This is a genomic window from Xenorhabdus japonica (genome assembly GCF_900115195.1).
Taxonomy (GTDB): Bacteria; Pseudomonadota; Gammaproteobacteria; order Enterobacterales; family Enterobacteriaceae; genus Xenorhabdus; species Xenorhabdus japonica.
The window spans coordinates 19,428-45,869 of sequence record NZ_FOVO01000011.1; the positions used below are offsets into that span (position 1 = coordinate 19,428).

The 26,442-nt window shown below is 41.3% G+C and carries 19 protein-coding genes and 3 pseudogenes; 9 read left to right on the forward strand and 13 right to left on the reverse strand.

Translation table 11 applies throughout. From position 1 onward, the window contains the following. Positions 1–113: 113 nt before the first annotated feature. Both artP and BM135_RS06240 read right to left on the reverse strand, forming a co-directional pair. Complete coding sequence (artP, locus tag BM135_RS06235) at positions 114–842, reverse strand: arginine ABC transporter ATP-binding protein ArtP (protein WP_092518880.1); 729 nt, start codon at positions 840–842, stop codon at positions 114–116. Between the two features lie 224 nt (positions 843–1,066). Beyond that, the gene (locus BM135_RS06240; RefSeq protein ID WP_092518882.1) at positions 1,067–1,969 is read right to left on the reverse strand and encodes a LysO family transporter; all 903 of its coding nucleotides are present in this window, start codon (positions 1,967–1,969) and stop codon (positions 1,067–1,069) included. Positions 1,970–2,192: 223 nt separating this feature from the next. Here BM135_RS06240 and BM135_RS17300 point away from each other — a divergent pair. Further along, positions 2,193–2,440 (forward strand): annotated as a pseudogene (locus BM135_RS17300) (hypothetical protein); the annotation flags it as partial. 61 nt (positions 2,441–2,501) lie between these two features. Here the strand turns inward: BM135_RS17300 and cspD are convergent. Continuing rightward, positions 2,502–2,732 carry a cold shock-like protein CspD gene (gene cspD, locus BM135_RS06250; protein ID WP_092518884.1) on the reverse strand — a complete coding sequence of 77 codons (231 nt, stop codon included), beginning with the start codon at positions 2,730–2,732 and terminating at the stop codon, positions 2,502–2,504. A 324-nt stretch (positions 2,733–3,056) separates the two neighbouring features. Here cspD and clpS point away from each other — a divergent pair, with 324 nt between their 5' ends. Together clpS and clpA are read left to right on the forward strand one after the other, a co-directional pair. Beyond that, on the forward strand, positions 3,057–3,377 hold the full coding sequence (gene clpS / locus BM135_RS06255) for an ATP-dependent Clp protease adapter ClpS (protein ID WP_092518886.1): 321 nt from the start codon (positions 3,057–3,059) through the stop codon (positions 3,375–3,377). Positions 3,378–3,408: 31 nt separating this feature from the next. Next, positions 3,409–5,694, forward strand: a complete 2,286-nt coding sequence (clpA, locus tag BM135_RS06260; RefSeq protein ID WP_092518888.1) for an ATP-dependent Clp protease ATP-binding subunit ClpA — start codon at positions 3,409–3,411, stop codon at positions 5,692–5,694. A gap of 106 nt (positions 5,695–5,800) precedes the next feature. Here clpA and infA read toward each other — a convergent pair whose 3' ends face one another. The 5 genes from infA to trxB form a co-directional block, all read right to left on the reverse strand. Further along, complete coding sequence (gene infA / locus BM135_RS06265; protein WP_086111255.1) at positions 5,801–6,022, reverse strand: translation initiation factor IF-1; 222 nt, start codon at positions 6,020–6,022, stop codon at positions 5,801–5,803. A 163-nt stretch (positions 6,023–6,185) separates the two neighbouring features. Beyond that, complete coding sequence (gene aat, locus BM135_RS06270; RefSeq protein WP_092518957.1) at positions 6,186–6,875, reverse strand: leucyl/phenylalanyl-tRNA--protein transferase; 690 nt, start codon at positions 6,873–6,875, stop codon at positions 6,186–6,188. An 11-nt stretch (positions 6,876–6,886) separates the two neighbouring features. Next, a complete protein-coding gene (gene cydC / locus BM135_RS06275; RefSeq protein WP_092518890.1) occupies positions 6,887–8,662 on the reverse strand; it encodes a heme ABC transporter ATP-binding protein/permease CydC in 1,776 nt (591 codons plus the stop codon). Positions 8,663–8,664: 2 nt separating this feature from the next. Further along, the gene (gene cydD / locus BM135_RS06280) at positions 8,665–10,449 is read right to left on the reverse strand and encodes a heme ABC transporter permease/ATP-binding protein CydD (protein WP_092518892.1); all 1,785 of its coding nucleotides are present in this window, start codon (positions 10,447–10,449) and stop codon (positions 8,665–8,667) included. Positions 10,450–10,554: 105 nt separating this feature from the next. Beyond that, positions 10,555–11,514: a thioredoxin-disulfide reductase gene (gene trxB, locus BM135_RS06285; RefSeq protein WP_092518894.1), complete on the reverse strand. Its 960-nt coding sequence runs from the start codon at positions 11,512–11,514 to the stop codon at positions 10,555–10,557. Positions 11,515–12,307: 793 nt separating this feature from the next. Between trxB and lrp the strand changes: the two genes are divergently transcribed. The 6 genes and pseudogenes from lrp (at position 12,308) to serS (ending at position 19,832) form a co-directional block, all read left to right on the forward strand. Then, complete coding sequence (lrp, locus tag BM135_RS06290; RefSeq protein WP_092518895.1) at positions 12,308–12,802, forward strand: leucine-responsive transcriptional regulator Lrp; 495 nt, start codon at positions 12,308–12,310, stop codon at positions 12,800–12,802. A gap of 246 nt (positions 12,803–13,048) precedes the next feature. Then, positions 13,049–13,450: pseudogene (locus BM135_RS17905) on the forward strand (DNA translocase FtsK 4TM domain-containing protein); the annotation flags it as partial. 600 nt (positions 13,451–14,050) lie between these two features. Further along, positions 14,051–16,291 (forward strand): annotated as a pseudogene (locus tag BM135_RS06295) (DNA translocase FtsK); the annotation flags it as partial. A 73-nt stretch (positions 16,292–16,364) separates the two neighbouring features. Continuing rightward, complete coding sequence (gene lolA, locus BM135_RS06300) at positions 16,365–16,976, forward strand: outer membrane lipoprotein periplasmic chaperone LolA (protein WP_092518897.1); 612 nt, start codon at positions 16,365–16,367, stop codon at positions 16,974–16,976. A gap of 7 nt (positions 16,977–16,983) precedes the next feature. Then, complete coding sequence (locus BM135_RS06305) at positions 16,984–18,327, forward strand: replication-associated recombination protein A (protein ID WP_092518898.1); 1,344 nt, start codon at positions 16,984–16,986, stop codon at positions 18,325–18,327. A gap of 215 nt (positions 18,328–18,542) precedes the next feature. Continuing rightward, positions 18,543–19,832: a serine--tRNA ligase gene (serS, locus tag BM135_RS06310; protein ID WP_092518899.1), complete on the forward strand. Its 1,290-nt coding sequence runs from the start codon at positions 18,543–18,545 to the stop codon at positions 19,830–19,832. A 63-nt stretch (positions 19,833–19,895) separates the two neighbouring features. Here the strand turns inward: serS and BM135_RS06315 are convergent, their stop codons facing one another. The 5 genes from BM135_RS06315 to focA form a co-directional block, all read right to left on the reverse strand. Continuing rightward, positions 19,896–20,564, reverse strand: a complete 669-nt coding sequence (locus BM135_RS06315; protein WP_092518900.1) for a hypothetical protein — start codon at positions 20,562–20,564, stop codon at positions 19,896–19,898. A gap of 89 nt (positions 20,565–20,653) precedes the next feature. Further along, positions 20,654–21,469: a BPSS1780 family membrane protein gene (locus BM135_RS06320; RefSeq protein WP_092518901.1), complete on the reverse strand. Its 816-nt coding sequence runs from the start codon at positions 21,467–21,469 to the stop codon at positions 20,654–20,656. 684 nt (positions 21,470–22,153) lie between these two features. Next, the gene (gene pflA, locus BM135_RS06325) at positions 22,154–22,894 is read right to left on the reverse strand and encodes a pyruvate formate lyase 1-activating protein (protein WP_092518902.1); all 741 of its coding nucleotides are present in this window, start codon (positions 22,892–22,894) and stop codon (positions 22,154–22,156) included. 125 nt (positions 22,895–23,019) lie between these two features. Beyond that, positions 23,020–25,302, reverse strand: a complete 2,283-nt coding sequence (gene pflB / locus BM135_RS06330; RefSeq protein WP_092518904.1) for a formate C-acetyltransferase — start codon at positions 25,300–25,302, stop codon at positions 23,020–23,022. Between the two features lie 54 nt (positions 25,303–25,356). Then, positions 25,357–26,214 (reverse strand): formate transporter FocA, encoded by an 858-nt coding sequence (focA, locus tag BM135_RS06335; RefSeq protein WP_092518906.1) that lies wholly within the window; start codon positions 26,212–26,214, stop codon positions 25,357–25,359. Between the last annotated feature and the right edge of the window lie 228 nt (positions 26,215–26,442).

Consider the following 26,442-nt stretch of genomic DNA (forward strand, 5'->3'; position numbering starts at 1 on the left):
GATGTTTATTTTGCAATCGATTATCGATATATACACTTCATTTTTCAAGCTGCTGCTTTATTGGTTATGCCGTGGCTTGAAATCTATCGGATTTATAGATTCAGTCTGGTATTTCAGTGTGATAAATAATGAGCAAAGGCTTCTGTTTGAGGCCGCATAAAATGAGTTGCGTCACCTTTTTCAATAATGTGTCCTTGCTCCATATATATAACTTGGCTTGCTGTTTTGCGGGCTAGCTCCATTTCATGAGTCACGATAATTTGGATGATACCGGTTTGAGTCAGTTCTTTGATAATGTCAACGACTTGGGAGGTGATTCCGGGATCGAGTGCTGCAGTGGGTTCATCAAACAATAGAACTTGAGGCTCCATCATTAATGCGCGTGCAATGGCAACCCGCTGTTGTTGCCCACCGGAAAGATGTAGTGGAAAACGATTGGTGAATTCATCCAAACGAAGTCGGGAAAGTAGTTTTACCGCTTTTCCCCTCGCCTGTTGTTTAGATTGCTTCAATACTCGGCAAGGCGCTTCAATCAAATTATCCATCACGGTTAAATGTGGCCACAGATTGTATTGTTGGAAAACCATACCAACTTTTTGTCGCAATGCTAGAATTTCTTTGTGGTTAGGCCGTTGTTTGAAATCAAATTGGTGTGTTGCCACATTGAGCTGCCCAGAGCGAGGCATCTCCAGCAGATTCAAGACACGCAGCAAAGAGCTCTTTCCAGCCCCACTTGGCCCTAGTAAGACAACAGTTTCTCCCGATGTACATTCAAAATTGATATCGAACAGAGCCTGGTGTGAGCCATAGAAACAATTGATGTTTTTTAGTTGAATGCTCATGCGAAAAATATGAATAGTTAATTGGTTGGTGTGATATTAATCTTGCTGGCATAACTATGCAATAATATCCGGAAAAATAGTTATTTTAATCGAATTAACAGGTTAAATAATCAAGTTGAAGCCATTTTTCATATCAATTTTTGTTCTTTCCTTGATTAAATAGGCTAACCTTTATATCAAGAAAGCTTTTTTAGTCAGTTCGTGTATCAAATGAAGATTGCTCTTTATTGAGTAAAAAATGCGATAAACAAAGGAGTTATTAAGCTTAATATAAAACCATGAACGATGGCCGCCGGCACGATACTTACACCACCACAGCGTTGTAAGATTGGTAAGGTAAAGTCGATTGAAGCAGCACCAGTTAAACCCAATGCGGTTGACCGGTAGCGGTTTATTAGCATGGGAATAAGCATGATTGATGCCAGTTCACGAGCCAGATCATTGAAAAACGCAGTACTACCAAGTATAGGCCCATAAGCATCAGAAATTAAAATGCCGGAAAGCGAATACCAACCATATCCAGACGCAATGGCAAGTCCTGTTTTGATGGGCAATCCCAGTAAAAATGCGGCCAATACGCCGCCAAGCAAAGAGCTGATGGCAACCACTATGGCGATAATTGTGCCACGGCGATTCAACAGTGTTTGTTTTAAGCTCATACCGTTATTACGTAGTTGAATTCCAACCAGAAATAGTAAAAGAACCAAAGCAATTTCACTGGCTCGGCTGGAAAAATGAAACCATGACCAGCCTGTTAACCCAATAAGAAATCCCAATATTAATGCACCACATAATTTGACGGAATCTAATGCCATATGTAATCGGGAAGGGGGTTTTTCCTGTTTATGTACATTAATAATCCACGGATCTCGTTTATCCAAGAGGTAAAGCGCTAGTATATTAATTATAAAAATGCACAGGAAAAACGTCATCGCATACAGCAAAATAGAAAGTAAATTACTGCTTAGGTTTTCCAGCATGGCGAGGCTGATGCCCATCAGAATGAGAATGATATAAACCATGATATTGAGTAGCTGATGCACAAGGATTAGCATCGATTTATTATTCAGATGAATAAGGTAGCCCAGAGTCAAAGGCAGGAGAATAATCAACAGTCCTGAATACATGATTCATATCCTTATCCAATAAAAAACATCTTCTTATCTAGTCCTGATAACTAAAGCCAGTCATAAAGGCTAGTAAATATATGGAAACAAAAAATTTACACTAAAGAAACAAAAAGGATAAAGGGAAACATACTGAAACTCAACGCATTTTTTAATCTCTGATTTGCCGCTATCCCATTACTTTTAAGAGAGATGAATACACGACCGCGTACGCAAGAGGTAGGAGATTGGTATTCGCATGGCAGTTGGTGCCATAACTAGTGACATTATGCAGCAATTTCTTATTGAAGCTGTTTTGGTTTGTTTAATCGGGAGAATACAGTGGATGCTGCCGAAATGGAATTTCGTTTATAATCCCATTGTATTTATTATCGCGTTTGGTTGTTCAACGGCAATAGAATAGTCTTTGGCTTCCTATCTGCGAGAAATGCAGCTCGTCTCAATCCCATAGAGGCCTTTGCAAGGGAATAAAATAGCACGCCACAAATAAGCCCATAACCTATTTGTGGCGTGGAAATTATGAGTTTATCGGTTACTCTTGTTTCGATTTTGAGCTATCTTGCAGAGGCACAATAAGGCTGGCGTGGTTACCCTTGGGGCCTTGATGAACGCTAAAGTTCACTTTCTGCCCAGCTTTAAGCGTCCTATAACCATCCATCTGAATGGTTGAATAGTGAACGAATATATCATCGCCCCCGCTGGCTGGGCAAATAAAGCCAAAGCCCTTTGCATTATTGAACCATTTGACAGTACCTGTTTCCATACTTCTCTATCCCTCGTATCTCGATTTCGGGTTTAAGAGTCACTAAACATTTTGAAATATGAACAGACACCCAGACAGAGGGTGGTGTTCATAAAATATACTGTAGTGAAATTGATTGCGTCGTCAAGCATATAAACAGCGTCAAGTTGTCTCAAATGACCAAAGTTTGATATAGATAACGATATCCGATTTTTAAGCAAAATCCTTATTCGTTAATCAAAGAGGGGTAAGCAGAGTGCTTTATGAAGTGATAAAATATATAGCAGTAGAATGAATTAATTCATACTAAAATTCAGCGGAAAGCTAATACCCAATGGAAGAATAATGACTGAGTTTTATAACACCTTGAAAATTGAAGAATTTATTGGGGATGAAGCAAAACAAAAACTACAACCACCATCAATGTATAAGGTTATTCTTAATAATGACGATTATACCCCTATGGAGTTTGTGGTTGACGTATTGCAAAAGTTCTTTTCTTATGATGTTGAACGAGCAACGCAACTAATGCTGGATGTCCATCAAAAAGGGAAAGCAGTTTGCGGAATTTATACGGCAGAGGTCGCAGAAACTAAAGCTGCGCAAGTGAACATGTATGCTAAGGAGCACGAGCATCCGTTACTTTGCACGCTGGAAAAGGTCTGATCTGGCTCACTGAATTTAGGAGGAGGTGCTTATGCTCAATCAAGAACTGGAGCTTAGTCTCAACATTGCTTTTGCCAAAGCAAGGGATAACAGACATGAATTTATGACTGTAGAGCACCTGTTGCTGGCGTTGTTAAGTAACACATCAGCGCGAGAAACACTGGAGGCTTGTAAAGTCGATCTGGCAATGTTACGCCAGGAATTAGAAAGTTTTATTGCACAAACCACCCCCTTGTTATCTGAGAATGATGACAGGGATACACAACCTACATTAAGTTTTCAGCGTGTTTTGCAACGCGCGGTATTTCATGTTCAATCTTCGGGACGCTCAGAAGTTTCAGGGGCGAATGTCTTAGTTGCCATTTTTAGTGAACAGGAATCACAAGCTGCTTATTTATTGCGTAAGCACGATGTCAGTCGTTTGGATGTTGTGAATTTCATCTCTCATGGAACACGTAAAGATGAATTCGATAATGATTCTCACCATAGTATTAATCCAGTTCAGGAAGAGCAGGTAATTAGTGAAGATAGATTAGAGAATTTCACTACTAACCTGAATCAATTGGCACAGAAAGGGCAAATTGATCCGCTGGTTGGTCGTCAGAATGAATTGGAAAGGACAATTCAGGTACTGTGCCGTCGCCGTAAGAATAATCCTTTATTTGTTGGGGAATCTGGAGTTGGTAAGACGGCTATTGCTGAGGGGCTCGCATGGCGTATTGTCCAAAAAAATGTTCCCGAAGTAATGCTGGATTGTACCATCTATTCTCTGGATATTGGCTCATTGCTGGCAGGTACAAAATATCGCGGTGATTTTGAGAAGCGCTTCAAATCTTTGTTAAAAACACTGGAGCAAGACAGTAAAAGTATTCTCTTTATTGACGAAATCCATACTATTATTGGAGCTGGTGCTGCCTCAGGTGGGCAAGTGGACGCAGCTAATCTTATTAAACCGCTGTTGTCCAGTGGGCGTATACGGGTGATTGGCTCAACGACTTACCACGAATTCAGCAATATTTTTGAAAAAGATCGGGCTTTAGCTCGTCGATTCCAAAAAATTGACATTCTTGAGCCTTCTTCTGAAGAAACGATACAGATTATCAATGGGCTGCGTACTAAATATGAGGCACATCATGATGTTCGTTATACAGCGAAAGCCATCCGTGCTGCAGTTGAGTTATCTGTGAAGTACATTACCGATCGTCATTTACCGGATAAAGCCATTGATGTCATTGATGAAGCAGGGGCAAGGACAAGATTAGTACCAGTTAGCCGACGCAAGAAAACGATCAATGTTTCTGATATTGAGTCTGTGGTTGCTCGCATAGCTCGTATTCCAGAAAAAACTGTGTCAGCCAGTGATAAAGATGTATTGAGAACACTGGATGATCGTTTGAAAATGTTGGTTTTTGGTCAAGACAGAGCTATTGGTGCCTTGACGGAAGCTATTAAGATGAGCCGTGCTGGATTGGGGCAGGATTATAAGCCAGTAGGATCTTTCTTGTTTGCAGGGCCTACCGGGGTGGGGAAAACGGAAGTAACTGTCCAACTTGCCAAGGTATTGAATGTCAAATTATTGCGATTCGATATGTCAGAATATATGGAACGTCATACTGTCAGCCGTTTAATTGGCGCTCCACCGGGTTATGTTGGGTATGATCAGGGCGGATTATTGACCGATGCAATCATCAAACATCCTCATTCTGTACTGTTGCTGGATGAGATTGAAAAAGCCCATCCCGATGTATTTAACCTGTTGTTACAGGTTATGGATAATGGTACATTGACTGACAATAATGGCCGTAAGGCTGATTTCCGCAATGTTATTTTGGTGATGACAACCAATGCTGGGGTACGTGAAATACAGCGTAAATCTATTGGGTTCACTATACAGGATAACAGCACAGATGGAATGGAAGAGATAAAACGGATTTTCACACCTGAATTCCGCAATCGTCTTGATGGCATCATCTGGTTTGATGCACTCTCTTCCGAAGTTATTCAGCAAGTTGTTGATAAATTTATCGTCGAGTTACAAGCTCAACTGGATGAAAAAGGTGTTTCTCTAGAAATCAGTGCAGATGCCCGCCAGTGGTTATGTGATAAAGGTTATGATAAGGCAATGGGTGCTCGTCCTATGGCTCGTATAATTCAGGACAACCTCAAAAAACCATTGGCGAATGAGCTGTTATTTGGCTCTTTGGTACATGGCGGTTCGGTCAGGATTAAACTTGACAAAGCTAAACAGGCATTAGTATATGATTTTAAGAGCGCTCAAAAATCGAACAGAAAGAAATCAGAAGATGCCGTGTTATAAGCATAGGGTATAAGTGGTATCAGTGATAGAAACTGGTAACTGGTGGTAAAAAACATAGCCACACCACAGGTGAATGCGATCACCTGTGGTGCTAAAGGTATCTTAATCAGCGGCTACGGAAAGTGATGCGTCCTTTTTCCGGATCATATGTAGTTAGCTCAACTGTAACCTTGTCTCCAGTCAGGATGCGGATATAGTTCTTACGCATTTTTCCTGAGATGTGAGCAGTGACAATGTGCCCGTTGTCTAATTCAACGCGAAACACAGTATTTGGTAGTGTTTCTAACACGGTACCTTGCATTTCAAAATTATTGTCTTCTTTGGCCATTTAATCCTCTAAATGTAACAACCCTAGTTTTTAATCGGCAAGATAATGCCGAAAAACCATCATTATGTAAAGGAATGTTGTATTTTAAGCCATCATTTTATATACGATAAGATGATAGTTAGTGACATTCCCACCGTGAACAGCATTAATCTCTAAGAGATGATTATAAATCCAGTCTTTGTACAGACCAGCATCCTGATTGCAATGACTGTCTTCTTAATTGATAAAGATGCTGGAGAAACTTGTTTCTCGGAATATTTTTAGCACCCAATGATTCTGTATGGTGATTTAATACCTGACAGTCAAACAATTGGCCGCCATAACGTAAAAAGTGGTGATAGAATGCTACAAAAGCGCACTTGGAGGCATTCTCCGTTTTGCTAAACATCGATTCACCGCAAAATAGTGTACCGACACAAACGCCGTATAAGCCACCCACAAGTTGATGATCATGCCAGACTTCTATTGAATGAACCAAACCTTCCTTATGTAAGGTTTGATAACCTTTTTGAACTTCTGGCCCAATCCAGGTGCCTTCTTGCCGTTGGGAGCAATTATAAATCACTTCATCGAAAGCATAGTTTACCGTAATTTGGTAAGTATGTTTGCGAATAAAACGACGTAGCGTTCGGCCAGTATGCAATTCTCCCGGAATCAGCACTGCCCGAGGATCGGGAGACCACCATAAAGGAGGCTCATCAGGCAAATACCATGGAAAAATCCCCTCATGATACGCTACTCGTAAACGTTCTGAACTCAGATCTCCTCCAAACGCCAGTAAACCATTAGGTTCAGCTAGTGCATTGGTGGGATGCGGGAATTCATATGAGTTATCCAGTTGAGCTATTGACATCATAAGTTGAATTACCCTTGCTCAGGGTAGCTCTGTGGCTGATAAAATTGTTGCCGTTGATAGAATTGATAGTAACGCCCTTGTTGAGCTAGTAGCGCATTATGCTTGCCTTGCTCGATAATATGCCCTCCATCCATCACACAGATTCGATCCATATATTGTAAGCCTGTGAGTCTATGGGTAACAATAATTAGTGTCTTATGCTGACAGCTACGGCGTAACAGCGATAGAATCTGTTGTTCTGTATCTGCATCAAGCCCTTCAGTCGGCTCATCCAGAAGCATCAAGGGAGCATTGTGTAACAATGCCCTGGCAATCCCCAAACGGCGCTGTTCTCCACCAGAAAGTTGACGGCCACCTTCTCCCACCCAACAGTTTAGTTTTTTATCAATGTCTAGCAAATATCCTAAACCTACTTGTTGTAATACGGTTGTTAATTCATCGTCATTAGCATCTGGTTTTGCCAATAAAAGATTTTCACGCAGGGTATGACTAAATACATGTATCCGTTGGGGAACAATAGACATCATTGAACGCAGCGTTGCCTCATCATAGAGGGAGATAGGATGCTGATTGAGTTGAATCTCACCGCTATCGATGTCCCACGCACGTGTCAATAACTGCAAGAGTGTTGATTTACCACACCCTGTTTTTCCTAATAAAGCAATATGTTCGCCTGATGTTAGGGATAGCGAAATGTTTTTCAATATTGGCAGCAGTTGCTCAGGGTAGGTGAAATCGACATTTTTTATCTCAAGGCTGATTTCATTATTCGCCTGAGGTCCATGAGAAGGGAAGGTGACTTCCGGTTTTTGGTGCATTAACTGAGAAACACGAGTCGCAGATGAAATGACTTGCCCCATGTGCTGGAATGCTACTGTGACTGGCCCAAGCGCCTCGAACGCAGCAAGGGTGCAGAATGTGAACAGCGCAATTAGTGCACCCGCCTGACTATTTTCTCCAACATCTATTTCACCAATACCAGCCGCAGCGAGCCAAAGTATCAGCGTCACTGTCATGCCTGTGGCAAAAATCATGATGGCTTGTGAAAGCCCGGTTAAATTGGCTTGTTTTTGCTGGCTTTTCAACCAGTCGTTTTCAACTTCTGTCATGGATTGACGAAAGCGGTTGAGTGCGCCGAATACACTTAATTCAGCTTGTCCCTGCAAGGCGCTGGTAAGTAATGTACGATACTGACCGCGTTGTTGGGTAATGTTCCTGCCGTAGGGTTTTCCTGCGTGGTAAAATACGAAAGGTAATATCAGCAGTAGCCCTAGCATTAAACCGCCAATGGTATAGGCGAGGGTGATATCAAGGAATCCCAGGCCAAACGTCAGTACCAGAATTACGACAAATGCGGCGAGGACAGGAGAAATAACTCGTAGATAGAGATGATCCAGTGTTTCGACATCAGCAACGAGCCTATTTAATAACTCACCTTGACGAAAACGGGCAATGCCTCCGGGAGAAAGTGGCAGTATTTTTTGAAAAGCAAAAACACGTAAATGAGCCAATACACGAAATGTTGCATCGTGGCTAACAAGCCGTTCGCCATAACGGCCAGCAGTACGGAAAATAGCAGCTCCACGAACGCCAGCGGCGGGCAGCATGTAGTTGAATGTATATAACCCCGCGAATCCAGCCAAAGCTGTGCCGGCAAGGAACCAACCAGATAGTGTTAGCAGCCCAATACTGGCTAGCAGCGTTACAATTGCCAATATCATGCCTAAGCTAATGAGAAACCAATGGCGGCGATAGAGGGCGAGAAATGGGAGTAATACACGCATGATTAAAGCTCCACACTACGGTGAGACAACAAACGAGAAAATACACCTTGAGACTGGCTTAAAGTTTGATAATCACCTTGCTCAATGAGTAATCCATTTTCCATTACCCAAATCTGGTCATATGCTAGTGTTTCTTCCAGCAAGTGAGTCACCAGCAATGTGGTTTGCTGATGAGATGCTTGATTTAAGGCCATCATCACACGTTGTTCGCTATGAGCATCAAGGCTAGCGGCTGGCTCATCCAATAGCAATAATTGGTAAGGATTTAATAACGCTCGTGCCACCGCAATACGCTGTGCTTGTCCGACAGACAGGCGGGCAGCGTTATCACCTACCACCGTATTGATTCCATCCGGAAGATCGTTAATAAACTCACTGACATAAGCTCGTTCCATCACATCATTGATTTGCTCTTGTGTTGCGTCATATTGACCAAGACGAATATTATCGAGCAGTGTTTGTTCTGGCAGATGTGGGTTTTGCCCAACCCAACTCAAACATTCGCGCCATTTAGTAAGATCGAGTTCACGCAACTCAATTCCATTAATTTTCAGGGAACCATGGTAAGGTAGGAATCCCAGTAATACATTGATCAACGAACTTTTGCCGGCCCCACTTTTTCCAACCAAAGCAATTCGCTGGTGTTTATCAATCATAAAATTCAAGGGTCCAGCAAGGCGATGACCATCGTGAGACATAATTTCCAGTTTGTTGGCTTCAATGGTTACTGGTTTTTTATCTGCTGTTTTTTTATCTAATAGTGTTTTCTCACCACTGATTGCGGCCTGTTCTCCATTGCTGCTAAGCAAGGTGAAAAGCGATTCTGCTGCTCCGATTGCCTGAGCTTTTGCATGATAAAACGTACCTAAATCGCGCAGAGGTTGAAAAAACTCAGGGGCAAGGATTAAGGTGAGAAATCCTGCAAATAACGTTACACCCATCCCATAACTGCCAAAATGCAATTCTCCTAAATAGGAAAAACCAAAATAAACAGCAACAATGGCAATGGAAATTGCGGCAAAAAACTCTAAAACAGCTGAAGATAAAAATGCCATGCGCAATACTTCCATCGTTTTACGACGAAAGTTTTCTGTTGACTCAGTGATTTGTTTAACTTCAGCTTCTCCTCTGTGGAACAGGCGCAACGTTTCCAGGCCCCGTAAACGATCGAGGAAATTACCGCTTAATCGACTGAGAGCAACAAAATTGCGTTGATTGGCATCTGCTGCGCCTAATCCAACCAAGGCCATAAACAGAGGAATTAATGGTGCGGTTACAAATAAAATCAATCCTGCGACCCAATTAATTGGGAACACGGTAATCAGGATTAAGATAGGAATCATCATAGCAAGAGTAATTTGAGGTAGATAGCGAGAGTAAAAATCTTGCATGTCTTCTATCTGCTCTAGGATAATGGTTGCCCAGCTTCCTGCTGGTTTCCCCTTAACCCACAGTGGTCCCAGTTGTTCAAGCTTATCCAGTACCATATTACGGATTTGTTGGCGTACAACCTTGCCACAGATAAACCCGACACGTTCCCGAACGGCATTGACAATTGCCCGTAATGTAAAGGTGACTGCCAACATGAAAAACTGGTTGATAAGATTTTCGCGGGGAACATTGTCCATAATCAGGGCTTGAAGGATGGTAGCTAAGAGCCAGGCCTGAGAGATAATCAGCAGTCCACTGATTAGGCCAAGTAGCATTGATAAACGAAGCCACCGACGGGCAGGAGCAGTTTGCTGCTTCAGCCATCGAACAAGTTCAGATTGTCTTACTTTGTCCATAAGAAAAATTTCTGATTAAGCGGGTGATGATACGGAATATCAAAACAAGCTGTATGTTACCTGTAAAAAAGCGCTATTTCGATAGCGCTTTTGGGGAAAGATGGATTATTTGATTGCCAACCCGTCAAGGAAACCTTCTGCATCCAGTGCAGCCATACAGCCTGTACCTGCTGAGGTGATAGCCTGGCGATATACATGATCCATAACATCTCCAGAAGCAAAGATACCTGGAATAGAGGTTTGGGTGGCATTACCATGCAATCCAGATTGAACTTTGATATATCCGTTTTCCAGTTCCAATTGACCGTCAAAGATGCCAGTGTTCGGGCTATGACCAATGGCGATGAACACTCCAGTGACATCTAGTTCTTCAATATTGTCATTTTTCATATCACGAATGTGGATACTCGTAACCCCCATATCATCACCGAGGACTTCATCTAGAGTACGATCAGTATGCAGAATAATATTGCCGTTCTTCACTTTCTCCATCATGCGGTCAATCAGAATTTTCTCTGAACGGAAAGTATCACGACGGTGAATCAAATGTACTTCAGAGGCAATGTTCGCTAAATACAGCGCTTCTTCGACAGCAGTATTACCACCACCAACTACAGCAACCTTTTGTTTGCGATAGAAAAAACCATCACATGTTGCACAAGCAGACACTCCGCGACCTTTGAAAGCCTCTTCGGAAGGCAATCCGAGATAACGGGCTGAAGCGCCTGTAGCGATGATTAAAGCATCACAGGTATATTCCTGCTCATCACCAAATAAACGGAACGGCCTGTTTGAGAAATCAACTTTCTGAATATGGTCAGAAATGATTTCTGTTTGAAATTTTTCAGCGTGTTGGAACATGCGCTCCATCAAATCTGGGCCAGTCAGCCCTTCAGGATCACCGGGCCAGTTTTCAACCTCAGTCGTGGTGGTCAATTGGCCGCCTTTCTCAACCCCAGTAATGAGGACGGGATTTAGATTAGCGCGGGCTGCATACACAGCAGCGGTATAACCAGCAGGACCTGAGCCAAGAATGATAAGTTTACTGTGTTTGGCTGTGCTCATGAATACCTCATTTCCATTATCGCATATTGCGGATTAAGCGATTGTAGGAGAAATAATAAGTTAAAAAAAGCGATTATCAGATAAAATATTTATGTTATTAACGATTTTACCGATAGATAGTAACTGTGATGTAATCGAATTGTAAGAATAGATTGTTTAACTTTCTGAATCGAATATCATTTATACATTTGAGGTATGAAACAAGCTATTGAAACGATTTATTGAAAATTTGTCCGGTAGGTTGTTCTGATTTTTGTTCATTTACTTTGACAATCAGCTGTGCATTTGCGAAAACATCGGTGTAAGGGATAACTATCTGCGTCGCTAATCAATTATTTATATAGAATAGACAAATTAGTGTGGATAATTTTCTTATTGAATATTAAAAATTGTCGTTAAGCTGTTTTCTGAAAAACCTGATGTTTTAGGAGATAGTATTTTGGGAAATAGTACTCCGTAAAATAGTGTTCTGGAGAATATCATTCTGATAAATCATACTATATGCCCAATAGATTATAAGTCGAAGTTTGGCTGCAAGAGAACGAAACCTTAAGTGTATAGAAATTATATTAGCGGCTGAGGTGTGTGAGCACAGCCAATATAGCAGCAACTTGGAAGGTAAAAAGGGATAATAATCGAATGTCAGAAGATTGTATTCTGAAAAATTGTGGTAGACCTCAAATCTTTGGTTACAGATTGAGCTTTAGCCTTTGAAGACATCTTTTCCAGCTCAACTGCTTGAAAGAGATAGGGAAAATGTTATAGGTGTAGGAAATAAAGAGAGAGCAATAAGATGATAGATAATAAGAAGCGTCCAGGAAAAGATCTTGATCGTATAGATCGTAATATCCTTAACGAGTTGCAGAAAGACGGCCGTATTTCTAATGTGGAGTTATCCAAGAGAGTTGGTTTATCACCAACCCCTTGTTTGGAACGTGTACGTCGCTTGGAGCGTCAGGGTTTTATCTCTGGCTACACAGCTTTGCTGAATCCTCATTATTTGGATGCATCATTGCTGGTATTTGTTGAAATTACGTTGAACCGCGGCGCAGCAGATGTATTTGAACAATTCAATACAGCTGTTCAGAAACTAGAGGAAATTCAAGAATGTCATTTAGTTTCTAGTGATTTTGATTACTTGCTGAAAACACGTGTGCCGGATATGTCTGCATATCGTAAATTGCTCGGCGAAACCTTGTTACGCCTTCCTGGCGTTAACGACACCCGTACTTATGTTGTAATGGAAGAAGTGAAACAGAGTAACCGTTTGGTAATTAAGACTCGTTAAGCTTTTGCCTAAAAAAATGTACAGATGCAAAACAGGAAAAATTTAGGTACACTCCTGTTTATGTATACAGTTTCAACGCTGAGCTACCCTCAGCGTTGTTCCGTTTAATCAACAGGAAAACCTGGAGAGTCTTTCTTGAACCAGGAATATACAGAAGACAAACGTGTTAAGTTAAAGAAAATAAGCAGTAGCCGCCGGCTTCTGGAAGCCTCTCTGTTGGTTATTGTTATTTGTGCCGTGTATTTGATGGTAGCGCTTATCAGCTTCAATCCATCTGATCCTAGTTGGTCACAGACATCATGGCATGAACCTATTCACAATTGGGGCGGTAGTGTTGGTGCTTGGTTATCTGACGCGCTGTTCTCAGCATTTGGTGTTCTTGCCTATGCAGTCCCGCCGTTTATGTTTTTAGGTTGTTGGAATGCTTTCCGTCAGAAAGATAGGCAAGAGTACATTGATTTCTTCATACTCGCATTACGTGTCATTGGCGCTTTAGCCCTGATACTGACTTCATGTGGCTTGGCTGCACTCAATGTTGATGATTTAAATGATTTTGCTGCAGGTGGAGTCGTTGGTAATTTATTCAGCAATGCGATTCTACCTTGGTCCAATACCCTTGGAACAACATTGGCTCTTCTTGGTATCTGGGCGGTTGGATTCACCCTGTTTACGGGGTGGTCATGGCTCACGATCGCAGAAAAAATTGGCGCAGTTATTCTGGATTCGCTGAGTTTTGTAGTCAACCGTGGTCGTAATGATACTGAATATGACGAAGATGATTCAGAAAATGCGTTAGTTTCTAATCGCTCAGTCAGTGAACAGAAACGAACAGAGCATGTAGATGAACATGATATGGATAAACCAGCGGTTGTTACAGAAACGCTAAGCACAGATGAAGATGATGTATTATTGATAGCTCCGACGGTGGTCGAATTAGCTAATACAGATCCAGATGTGCAGCCTGCATTGGCTTCTCTGGTTATGGAAGAAAACGAAAAACTTCAAAAAAATATTTCAGTAGAATCTCACTCCACAGACTCTTCTCCAGCATTTGATCAACCTGAATTACAACATCAGGAAGGAATAAACCAGGAAGAGGGAAGTCAGGGACAAGAGCCTGTTCGTTATACTTTTGAATTACCCGACGATTACCAATCAGGTACAAATCCAGAAGCGGGTAACGTTAATGCCAATTTAAAAAATGCGGCAGCGGGTATTGTCAACTCTACTGTTGCATCGAAAAATCCACAGGTTAAGCAAGGTATTGGTCCAGAAATGCCTCGTCCTAATCCTGTTAGGATCCCAACACGCAGAGAATTGTATGGCATCAAAGTGCCCTCTTACCGTTTGGCAGAACACATGCAACGGGAGGAAAAAGAGAAACAGAATGAGCTGATTGCAGAAACCAATGAACAGCAAATGGATGCTCAACAGCAAGATATGTTGCGTCAGCAATTTATCGAGCAACAGCGTGAACGCTATGGTGCCAATTTTGAAGAAGAAAATAGAGAGCATAGTGAAGAAGGTACGTTGATACATAAACAACCATCAGTAGCCGAATTTACGAAAAATAGCGTAGATGAACAGAAAACGCAGGAAGAAACGTTGCGAATAGCATTTGAACAACAGCAACGTGAACGTTATCAAATAAATCAACCTGCCTCTTTGGTACAAGTTTCAGCACAGGATGAAATACCAGAATCCAATTATTTCCCTCAGATAAGTGATCTTAATAAATCTGAGTTTGCTGAATCTGCATTGATGCCAACAAAATCTTCGACTCAACAAGTTGAGGAGAAAAATATAGCTATTGCTCTTGATTCTCACAAATTGAAAAGTCAGCATACTTTTGCGCAGCAACCGCAGCAACCGCAGCAACCGCAGCAACCGCAGCAACCGCAGCAACCGCAGCAACCGCAGCAACCGCAGCAACCGCAGCAACCGCAGCAAGATAGCTTGTTCCATCCTTTTTTGATGCGAAATGATCAGCCATTGACAAAACCAACTACGCCGATGCCTTCTCTGGATCTTTTGGCGGAACCTCCAGAGGAAGAAGAACCGGTTGATATGTTTGCGCTTGAGAAAATCTCTCGTTTAATTGAAGTGCGTTTGAATGACTATCGCGTTAAAGCGGATGTTGTTGGATTCTCTCCAGGGCCTGTAATCACACGATTTGAATTGGATCTGGCTCCGGGAGTGAAAGCTTCCCGTATTTCTAACTTATCGCGTGACCTCGCTCGCTCGCTTTCAGCGGTAGCCGTCCGTATCGTGGAAGTTATTCCGGGGAAACCTTATGTTGGTTTGGAATTACCCAATAAAAAACGCCAAACAGTTTATTTAAGGGAAGTTCTGGATTGTGAGAAATTCCGTGATAATCCTTCCCCGTTAACTATCGTTTTAGGCAAGGACATTGCAGGGCAGCCGGTTGTGGCTGACTTGGGTAAAATGCCTCACTTACTGGTAGCAGGGACTACTGGTTCGGGGAAATCGGTAGGAGTCAATGCAATGATCCTCAGCATTTTGTATAAAGCGAAACCAGAAGATGTTCGCTTTATTATGATTGATCCAAAAATGCTTGAATTATCGGTGTATGAAGGTATTCCGCACTTATTGACTGAAGTTGTTACCGATATGAAAGATGCAGCCAATGCATTGCGTTGGTGTGTAAACGAAATGGAGCGACGTTATAAGCTGATGTCAGCTTTAGGGGTGCGCAATCTTGCAGGCTATAATGACAAGATCAAACAGGCGGAAAATATGGGACGCCCGATTCCTGATCCGTTCTGGAAACCGGGTGACAGTATGGATGCAACGCATCCTATGCTGAAAAAAGAGCCTTATATTGTAGTAATGGTTGATGAGTTTGCCGACTTAATAATGACAGTCGGGAAAAAAGTGGAGGAATTAATCGCGCGCTTGGCCCAGAAAGCACGAGCAGCAGGTATTCATTTGGTACTGGCAACACAGCGCCCTTCTGTTGATATTATCACCGGGTTGATTAAGGCAAATATTCCAACGCGTATTGCATTTACGGTATCCAGCAAAATAGATTCCCGGACCATTCTCGATCAAGGTGGTGCAGAATCATTGCTTGGTATGGGGGATATGCTTTACTTGGCACCAAACTCTTCCATTCCTGTACGTGTACATGGCGCATTTGTACGCGATCAAGAAGTTCATGAAGTCGTGAATGATTGGAAAGCCCGCGGTCGCCCTCAATACATAGATAGTATTATCAAAGGGGGAGAAGATGGTGAAGGCGGTATGGGATTTGATAGCGATGAAGAGCTGGATCCTTTGTTTGATCAAGCAGTTGAATTTGTAGTTGAAAAACGTCGTGTTTCTATTTCGGGTGTACAACGTCAATTCCGTATTGGATATAACCGCGCAGCCCGGATTGTTGAACAAATGGAAGCGCAGCAGATAGTCAGTACACCAGGGCATAATGGTAATCGTGAGGTTTTGGCACCTCCGCCGCATGAACATTAATTACCGCTGTGAAATGCCATACAGTATCGGCAGTTGATGGCTAATAATAAAACGAATTGAAGGTATCTCGCACATGAAAAAACTGATGTTAATTGGTTGCCTAATGATGGGTGTGAGCATAAGTTCTGCGTGGGCTGATGCAACGCAGGATCTACAAGGGCGTTTGGGAAAGGTGAATAGCTTTCATGCTGGTTTCACCCAAACAGTCATTAGTAATGATGGTTCAACGATCCAAAAAGGAGAAGGGGAACTTTGGATCAAACGCCCTAATTTGTTTAACTGGCATATGACATCACCTGATGAGAGCGTTTTAGTTTCTGATGGTAAAACTTTGTGGTTTTATAACCCTTTTGTTGAACAAGTAACAGCAAATTGGTTAAAAGAAGCAACGGGAAATACGCCATTTATGCTAATTGCGCGTAATGATCCGGCTGACTGGAAACAGTACAAAGTTGTTCAGAACGGCAATAACTTTGAGCTGACTCCTCATAATACCAATGGCAATTTAAAACATTTTTCAATTACCGTGACTCCAGAGGGAACGATCCAAAAATTTACTACTGTTGAACAGGATGGGCAAAAAAGTGCTTATCAATTGAAAGGGCAGCAAAACGCAAACGTGGATGCGGCAAAATTCAAATTTACCGTACCGGAAGGAGTCACGCTGGATGATCAACGCCAGTGAGGTTTAAGTGAACAATCTTTCTCTCGATTTTTCACAGAATGAATTTCAGCCACTGGCCGCAAGAATGCGGCCAGCCACATTAGATCATTATATCGGTCAGCAACACTTATTGGCGGAAGGAAAGCCTTTGCCAAAAGCAATCCGAGCCGGTCACCTCCATTCCATGATTTTGTGGGGGCCGCCCGGAACAGGAAAAACAACGTTAGCTGAAATCATTGGTTATTACGCGCAAGCTGATATTGAACGTATTTCGGCAGTCACTTCTGGCATTAAAGAAATCCGCGAATCCATAGAAAAAGCACGACAAAATCGTAATGCAGGGCGCAGAACTATCTTATTTGTCGATGAGGTTCATCGATTTAATAAAAGCCAGCAGGATGCATTTTTACCACATATTGAAGACGGTACGATCACGTTTATTGGTGCAACAACCGAAAATCCTTCTTTCGAATTAAATTCAGCATTGTTGTCACGGGCTCGCGTCTATTTATTGAAATCACTTTCGACAGCAGAAATTGAACAGGTGCTTATTCAGGCCATGAACGATACAGAGTGTGGCGTTGGAGGACAAAACATCGTATTACCGGACAATACTCGCCAGATGATAGCAGAACTTGTTGCGGGAGATGCACGTCGTTCACTGAATTTGCTAGAAATGATGTCAGATATGGCGGAAGCCAATGCACAAGGACAACGGATTTTGACGCCGGAGTTGTTGAAAGAAGTGAGTGGGGAAAGGAGTGCAAGGTTTGATAATAAAGGTGATCGATATTACGATTTAATTTCTGCTTTGCATAAATCAATTCGTGGTTCAGCACCTGATGCAGCACTTTACTGGTATGCCCGAATTATTACCGCAGGTGGTGATCCACTTTATATTGCCCGTCGGCTACTGGCAATTGCTTCTGAAGATGTGGGTAATGCTGATCCACGTGGAATGCAGATAGCTATTGCCGCATGGGATTGTTTTACGCGCGTAGGAGCGGCTGAAGGAGAAAGGGCAATTGCCCAGGCGATTGTCTATCTTGCATGTGCACCGAAAAGCAATGCGGTTTATACAGCATTCAAAGCCGCTATGGCGGACGCGCAAAACAAGCCAGATTATGATGTTCCTGCTCATTTGCGCAGTGCTCCGACTAAACTGATGAAAGAGATTGGATTTGGCGAAGCGTACCGTTATGCCCATGATGAAGCAAATGCGTATGCCGCCGGCGAAGTCTATTTTCCACCAGAAATGCAACAAACACGTTATTATTATCCGACTGCCAGAGGGTTGGAAGGTAAGATAGGTGAGAAGTTAAACTGGCTAATAGAACAGGATCAAAATAGCCCAATAAAACGCTATCGTTAATTTTCTTGATACGGTAAGGTTTATACTCAATGGGTTTCAAGATGCATCGCGGCGGCAAGGGAGCGAATCCCCGGGAGCATAGATAACTATGTGACTGGGGTGAGTGAGTGTAGCCAACAAAGAGGCAACTTGAAAGACGAAGAGTATATATCTAACAATTTCAAACTGCAGCTAAGAGCTGTAGTTTTTTCAATAACAACAAGCACAGGACTAGCATGCTCGATCCAAATATACTGCGTAATGAGCTAGACGCAGTCGCCGAAAAACTGGCTCGCAGGGGTTATACCCTTGATGTGGAGATGCTGCGCAAACAAGAAGAGCGCCGCAAAGTTTTACAAGTTGAAACTGAAACCCTGCAGGCAGAACGTAATTCCCGATCGAAGGCTATTGGTGCGGCTAAAGCTCGTGGTGAAGATATTGAACCACTGCGTCAGGAAGTGAATCAGTTGGGAGAAAAACTGGATTCAGCAAAAGCTGAACTGGAAACCTTGCAGGCTGAGATCCGTAGCATCGCATTAAGCATGCCGAATATCCCAGATGATTCTTCTCCGGACGGAAAAGATGACAGTGATAATCTGGAAATTAGTCGTTGGGGTGAACCACGCCAATATGACTTCGAAGTCAAAGATCATGTATCACTGGGAGAACTGGCTGGCGGCCTCGATTTTGCTGCTGCGGTTAAATTGACGGGTTCACGTTTCGTGGTAATGAAGGGTCAGATTGCTCGTCTGCACCGTGCCATCGCGCAGTTCATGCTGGATTTGCATACAGAGCAGCATGGTTATCTGGAAACTTATGTCCCTTATCTGGTTAACCATGATTCCTTATGTGGTACAGGCCAGTTACCTAAGTTTGGTGAAGATCTGTTCCATACTAGACCACTGGAAGAAGAGTCTGGCAGTCATTATGCATTGATTCCAACTGCTGAAGTACCAGTGACCAACTTAGTTCGTGATGAAATTCTGGATGAAAGCGCATTACCACTGAAAATGACGGCACATACACCTTGCTTCCGTTCCGAAGCGGGTTCTTATGGTCGTGATACTCGTGGTCTGATCCGTATGCACCAATTTGACAAAGTTGAATTGGTTCAGATTGTTCATCCTGAAAAATCCATGGATGCACTGGAAGAACTGACAGGGCATGCAGAGAAGATATTGCAATTATTGAATCTTCCTTACCGCAAAATGCTGCTGTGTGTGGGTGACATGGGAGCGAGTGCAAGAAAAACTTACGATCTGGAAGTTTGGTTACCTGCGCAAAATACTTATCGCGAAATTTCCTCTTGCTCTAATATGTGGGATTTTCAGGCGCGTCGCATGCAAGCGCGTTTCCGGGGTAAAGATGACAAGAAAACCCAGTTGGTGCATACACTGAATGGTTCTGGTCTTGCGGTAGGTCGTACTTTGGTTGCAATAATGGAAAACTATCAGTTAGCTGATGGCCGCATTGAAATTCCGGAAGTATTGCGTCCTTATATGAATGGATTGGAATACATTGGTTAATGCCATTTACTCATAAAAAAAGCGCCAAATAATGGCGCTTTTTTTATGAGTAAATATCATGAACTAATTTATCATGGTGAATTCATCTCTTTTTGTTTCTTTTTTATAAAAAACACTGCGATAAGAGGTGTAAGATATTGCCAGACTCAATGGTGTTGTGAAAAAAAGCCCCAAGAATAGAGGAATTGCAGAAATAAAGATCAAAAGGTACATAAAGAAAAGGAATAGTAATACCCCTAAGAGATTTTTCCATATAGCTTTTAGACTGTTTGAAAGAGCTTTTTCTATGTTAAAACCGTTTAGTATAATCAATGCAGATGCAAACCAAGAGCACGCGCTAGATAAAAACAAGGAAATCAGGATAGTAAAGAAAGATAAAAATGATATTTCTGAATCATAATTACTATATAAAGAGAGATCATCTAAAATAAATTGATAGAGATCATCGTTACCATCTAGCAGAGCAGAAATAAGACTCCCTAATATCTTTATTCCAAAAATAATGATACCGACTGCCAGCAGGGCACCACATTTATTATAAATACTATAGAATAGTTTTCCTAACACAAATTTACCAGTTATTCTTTGTGTTTCACAAATGGCAATAATTCCAGCAAAAAATATAGCTGCATTTGCTCCAATTGATTGACCGTTGGGAATGAAGATACTGTTTTCATTGTCTGAATTATTAGGTGATTTTTCCAAATCCGGATGAATATTTTGATTATTCATTATTTTTTCATCTCAATATACATAACATTGAATAGTAAAAAAGCTCTATCTCTAGCGCTTTTTACGTATAAATATTTATTAGAAAATGTTTAGCTGATTAAGCGAGATTTTGTCTCTTGAGGTTCTGGATAATAAAAAATGCTGCGATAAGTTGTATAATAAGTTACCATATACATAGGAAAAGTAATAAGCAGACCTAATAATAATGGAATTGCAGAAATAACCATCAGAATGCCCATCAGCAAGAAGAAAAGAAAACCACCGAATAGGTTTTTCTTTACAGCACTCAAGCTCATTGATGCTGCTTCACCAAATTTTAAATCATTAATGATAATTAGAGCAGGAGCAAACCAGCTAAATGCAAGAGCAACCATCATGAAAAGGTATAGAACAAGGATTGCCAAAAATAAAGTAGATAGGCTACCTAGTAACAGTGCAGGATCTGAGTTTTGTTCTGATAAAATTAATTGGAATATACTTGCTCCGCCAACAATCATAGCAGCTATTATACCAAGCAGATATATACCAAAGAACAGTCCTCCAACAGCAACGAGTGAACCTAACTTATTCTTAAATCCATAGAAGAATAGCTCTATGTCAAAGTTACCTGTTGTCCGCTGTTTTTCAGCAGCAGCGATAAAACCAGCAATAAATACAGATCCAAATAACATTGCAACGATACCGAAGAAAGGAATGAACTGAATTCCAGTTAGGATAGCTAAGTAAATTAAGGTTAGCAGTATCCATTTTATTGGATTTACTTTAAATATTTCCCATGAATTACCAATCCACTCTATTGCTGCTCCAGCTCCTACGGCACGACCACCTGGAATAAATACATTTTTTGCTTTACTCAGGGAAACGTTTTTCTCTCCTGAATTTAAATTAATCTCTTGATTATCCATCTTTTTTCCGATTTATCATTATTGAATGGCAATTTCCGAATTGATTTTTCTCTATTTTCATTCCATTAACACAAATTGTTAGAGAAAACGGCAGGATTATCATATAAAAATTATTAATCAACAAGTATTAATTTTGATTCTTATCAGGAGAGAAAGGTGTATTTTTATATGTAATAACGAATGATTTTAGGTTTTTTATTACTTATGCTGATATCACTTTGAGTTAATTTCCTAGGTCATCTTTACTTAAGGTAATGATTTAATTTTGGTTATCAGGGATTATCTGTTTTTAGAATAAAGTATTTAACACTATTGTCAGTAGATTATTCTGATTTATTTTTCCTCCAAATATAGAGGGATAGCTTATTTTAGATGGATAAAATAATAAAATGCATTAGATATTAATTGCTTATGGTTGATTAATTTTACTTAAAAACGGGTGATAGCTAGCAATAATATTTAGGATATGTACGTAGATTGTATCTAACAGTATTTCTTACTATCAGCTATGGAGCAGAATATAAAGGAGTTTAAAAATTTATTCAATGTAATGGTTGCAAATAGCCGATTGGATTTAAATTCCTTCGAAGGAAACTGACCTCAAGTGATTGAGAGAGCCAGTTTCTCTTAAGAATTACAGACTAGGTTATTAATTTGGTCGTTGGAGAAGAGAGATGAATGTATCTAATAAATTACATGATGCCCATAACTGCTTAAAATTCCTTTTACTCTTTCCATTGTTTCTTTTGATGGAGGTTTAACACCTTCTAATTTATATTCTTCACCCATGGTAATCCATTTGTGTTTACCAAGTTCGTGGTAAGGTAATAATTCTATTTTTTCAATATTTTTCATATCATTGGTGAATTCACCCAGTGAATGAACTGATTGATCGTCATCTGACCAATCAGGAACGACAACATAACGGATCCAGGTTTTTTGATTGCGTTTTGCCAGATAACGAGCAAATTCAAGAGTCCGATGATTGGATACGCCGACTAATTTTTGGTGAATATCATCATTAAGCTGTTTTAAATCTAGCATAACCAGATCAGTCGTATCTAATAGTTCATCGATCACCGGATCATAACGGCGAACAAAGCCATTGGTATCCAGACAGGTATGAATACCTTCTTCATGGCAAGCTCTGAACCAGTCACGAACAAATTCCGCCTGAAGAATTGCTTCACCACCGGAAGCAGTGACTCCGCCACCCGAAGCATTCATAAAATGACGATAGGTTGTTGCTTCTTTTATTAATTCTTCAACAGTTACTGCTTTTCCTCCATGGGTATCCCAAGTATCGCGGTTATGGCAATAGAGGCAGCGCATGAGGCAACCTTGGAAAAACGCGATAAAGCGGATACCGGGGCCATCTACGGTTCCGCAAGATTCAAATGAGTGGATACGACCAAGTACGGACATGAAAGGATTTCTCCAAATACTGACAAGCTGATAAAGGCCCCAATTGAGGAGGGCCTTTAGTGTATTTCATTTTATTTCGTCAGAAAATAATGACATTTTCGATGCTACTATTCTATTCTGATTATTTACATTGATTGAGTAAATGTACGGGTGATAACGTCTTGTTGCTGTTCTTTAGTCAGCGAGTTAAACCGCACAGCGTAACCTGATACACGAATAGTCAACTGTGGGTATTTCTCAGGATTTTCCATTGCATCCAGCAGCATTTCGCGGTTCATCACGTTAACGTTCAGATGCTGACCACCCTCGATATCTACTTCGTGATGGAAATAACCATCCATCAGGCCCGCCAGATTTGCTTTACGTACTTCGTCATCTTTACCCAATGCGCCAGGCACGATAGAGAAAGTGTATGAAATACCATCTTTAGCATAGGCAAATGGCAGTTTAGCAACCGAAGTCAATGAAGCAACTGCACCTTTTTGGTCGCGTCCGTGCATTGGGTTAGCTCCCGGCCCAAATGGTGCACCAGCACGACGTCCATCAGGGGTATTACCCGTTTTTTTACCATAAACCACGTTTGAGGTAATAGTCAGTACAGACTGTGTTGGAACCGCATTGCGATATGTTTGTAGTTTCTGGATTTTCTTCATGAAGCGTTCAACCAAATCACAAGCGATATCATCAACACGTGGATCGTTGTTACCGAATTGTGGGTACTCACCTTCAATGTTGAAATCAATTGCCAAACCATCTTCATCACGGATTGGGGAAACTTTCGCATATTTAATGGCAGATAATGAGTCAGCAGCAACGGACAGACCTGCGATACCACATGCCATGGTACGGAATACATCACGATCATGCAGTGCCATTAATGAAGCTTCATAACTGTATTTGTCATGCATGTAGTGGATGATGTTCAGAGCAGTGACATATTGTTTTGCCAGCCAATCCATGAAGTGATCCATACGATCCATGACCTTGTCATAATCCAGTATGGCATCTCTCATTGGTTCCTCTTTCGGGCCAACCTGCATTTTCATTTTTTCATCCACACCGCCGTTGATGGCATACAGCATGGTTTTTGCCAAGTTTGCGCGAGCACCGAAGAACTGCATTTGTTTACCAACAATCATTGGGCTGACACAACATGCGATAGCGTAATCATCGCTGTTGAAGTCAGGACGCATCAGGTCATCATTTTCATATTGCAGGGATGAGGTATCAATCGATACTTTTGCTGCGAACTTTTTAAAACTAATTGGTAGTTTTTCAGACCACAGAATGGTCATGTTAGGCTCTGGGGATGGCCCCATGGTGTATAGCGTATTCAGGAAACGGAAACTGCTTTTGGTCACAAGAGTACGGCCATCTAAGCCCATACCGGCCAGTGATTCAGTTGCCCAAATCGGGTCGCCTGAGAACAGTTCATCGTACTCAGGAGTGCGCAAGAAACGCACCATGCGCAGTTTCATGACCAAATGGTCGATCAGCTCTTGAGCTTGTTGTTCGGTCAATTTACTTGCTTGAATGTCCCGTTCGATATAGATATCCAAGAAGCTGGAAACACGACCGAAAGACATCGCAGCACCGTTTTGAGATTTAACGGCTGCCAGATAAGCGAAATAAGTCCATTGTACGGCTTCTTTAGCATTGGTAGCAGGATTGGAAATGTCATAGCCATATTTAGCGGCCATCGCTTTTATTTGACCAAGAGCACTGTGCTGTTCAGCAAGTTCTTCGCGTAGACGGATAGTAGATTCCAAATCTTCGCCGTTTTCCAATTTTTCCTGTAATGAAGTGAATTGGGCAAATTTTTCATCACGCAGGAAGTCGATACCATACAATGCTACACGACGATAATCGCCGATGATTCGGCCACGACCGTAGGCATCAGGCAGACCAGTCAGTACACCTGATTTACGGCATTTCAGGATATCAGGTGTATAAACATCGAATACTCCCTGATTATGAGTCTTACGATATTCAGTGAAAATTTGTTTCAGTTTCGGGTTTAGCTCACGATTGTAGGCTTTACAAGAACCTTCAACCATTTTAATGCCACCAAATGGAATAATGGCACGTTTCAGAGGCGCTTCGGTTTGCAGACCAACGATTTGTTCCAGATCTTTTTCAATATAACCAGCATCATGAGAAGTAATTGTAGACGCAACGTCAGTATCAAAATCCACTGGCGCATGAGTGCGGTTTTCAATTTTAATACCTTCCATTACTTTTTCCCACAAAACATCTGTCTCTTTTGTGGCACCTGCAAGGAATGATTCATCACCTTCATACGGGGTATAGTTTTTCTGGATGAAATCACGAACGTTGACTTCATTCTGCCAACTACCCTCGTTAAAACCTTGCCATGCTACAGAAAATTTTTTGTTTAACTCGGACATGATACTTCTACCTTTTAACAGTGGAACTTTTAAGAAATCTGACACGGAGGTGAATTAGTGTTTTTTACCACCACGTAAATAAATCAGCCAATAAGTCAATCCAACCAATACCGCACCACCAATAATATTACCTATTGTCACCGGAATTAAGTTATCGGTAATAAAATTTGAAATGTTGAGTTGAGGAAACTGCTCAGGGGTTGCTCCTGCTTTCACCCAAAATTTATCTGGTGCAAAATTTTTGATAACGATCCCGAACGGAATTAAAAACATGTTAGCGATACTATGTTCAAAGCCACTGGCGACAAACATACCAATTGGCAGTATCAATGCGAATAATTTATCGATTAGGCTGCGTCCGGCATAGCTCATCCAGACCGCAAGGCATACCATCAGATTCGCTAAAATGCCCAGGCATACCGCTTCAATAAAAGAATGGTGCATTTTATGGTTTGCTGCCTGTAATACATTCAGACCCCAAGCACCATTGGCAACGGCATATTGGCCGGAATACCAAATTAAAGCCACGAAAAATAGTGCGCCAATCAGATTACCGATATAAACATTAATCCAGTTTTTGAACATTTGGGACCAAGTAATACGTCCTGTTGCTTTTGAAATGATTGTCAATACTGTGGAAGTGAAGAGGTCAACACCACATATTACTACCAACATCAAACCAAGGGAAAAACAGATCCCGCCAGTTAATTTAGCCAATCCATAAGGAATGGAAGAAGTTCCTGTTGTTGCCGTAATATAAAAAACAAAAGCAATGGAAATAAACATACCTGCCATGATTGCCGATAAATAAGTCACTGCGGGATGTTTATTGACTTTGTATACACCACTATCATCAGCGATTTGTGCCATTACAGCAGGTGGAAATAAATTAAAAGGGTTGTCAGTTTTCATCCTAACACTCTCTTTATCCTTAATTAATTATAGCACTCATTGATAGTAACAAATGGACATTGGCCTGAATTTGATATGGATCATGTTAGACTGAAAGTCTGATGAAATATGGCTGCCTAAATGTGGTAATTTGATTTTAATAATATGATTTATAGAGAAAAAATATTTTTTAAAATTTATAAAAATATTTTATATAGCAGGTTTTGATCTTTCAGAAATGATTTCGGT

Bases quoted from the DNA above. Each gene is read 5' to 3' on its own strand.
- artP (WP_092518880.1), bottom strand. From the start codon at position 842: ATGAGCATTCAACTAAAAAACATCAATTGTTTCTATGGCTCACACCAG.
- BM135_RS06240 (WP_092518882.1), bottom strand. From the start codon at position 1,969: ATGTATTCAGGACTGTTGATTATTCTCCTGCCTTTGACTCTGGGCTAC.
- cspD (WP_092518884.1), bottom strand. From the start codon at position 2,732: ATGGAAACAGGTACTGTCAAATGGTTCAATAATGCAAAGGGCTTTGGC.
- clpS (WP_092518886.1), top strand. From the start codon at position 3,057: ATGACTGAGTTTTATAACACCTTGAAAATTGAAGAATTTATTGGGGAT.
- clpA (WP_092518888.1), top strand. From the start codon at position 3,409: ATGCTCAATCAAGAACTGGAGCTTAGTCTCAACATTGCTTTTGCCAAA.
- infA (WP_086111255.1), bottom strand. From the start codon at position 6,022: ATGGCCAAAGAAGACAATAATTTTGAAATGCAAGGTACCGTGTTAGAA.
- aat (WP_092518957.1), bottom strand. From the start codon at position 6,875: ATGTCAATAGCTCAACTGGATAACTCATATGAATTCCCGCATCCCACC.
- cydC (WP_092518890.1), bottom strand. From the start codon at position 8,662: ATGCGTGTATTACTCCCATTTCTCGCCCTCTATCGCCGCCATTGGTTT.
- cydD (WP_092518892.1), bottom strand. From the start codon at position 10,449: ATGGACAAAGTAAGACAATCTGAACTTGTTCGATGGCTGAAGCAGCAA.
- trxB (WP_092518894.1), bottom strand. From the start codon at position 11,514: ATGAGCACAGCCAAACACAGTAAACTTATCATTCTTGGCTCAGGTCCT.
- lrp (WP_092518895.1), top strand. From the start codon at position 12,308: ATGATAGATAATAAGAAGCGTCCAGGAAAAGATCTTGATCGTATAGAT.
- lolA (WP_092518897.1), top strand. From the start codon at position 16,365: ATGAAAAAACTGATGTTAATTGGTTGCCTAATGATGGGTGTGAGCATA.
- serS (WP_092518899.1), top strand. From the start codon at position 18,543: ATGCTCGATCCAAATATACTGCGTAATGAGCTAGACGCAGTCGCCGAA.
- BM135_RS06315 (WP_092518900.1), bottom strand. From the start codon at position 20,564: ATGAATAATCAAAATATTCATCCGGATTTGGAAAAATCACCTAATAAT.
- BM135_RS06320 (WP_092518901.1), bottom strand. From the start codon at position 21,469: ATGGATAATCAAGAGATTAATTTAAATTCAGGAGAGAAAAACGTTTCC.
- pflA (WP_092518902.1), bottom strand. From the start codon at position 22,894: ATGTCCGTACTTGGTCGTATCCACTCATTTGAATCTTGCGGAACCGTA.
- pflB (WP_092518904.1), bottom strand. From the start codon at position 25,302: ATGTCCGAGTTAAACAAAAAATTTTCTGTAGCATGGCAAGGTTTTAAC.
- focA (WP_092518906.1), bottom strand. From the start codon at position 26,214: ATGAAAACTGACAACCCTTTTAATTTATTTCCACCTGCTGTAATGGCA.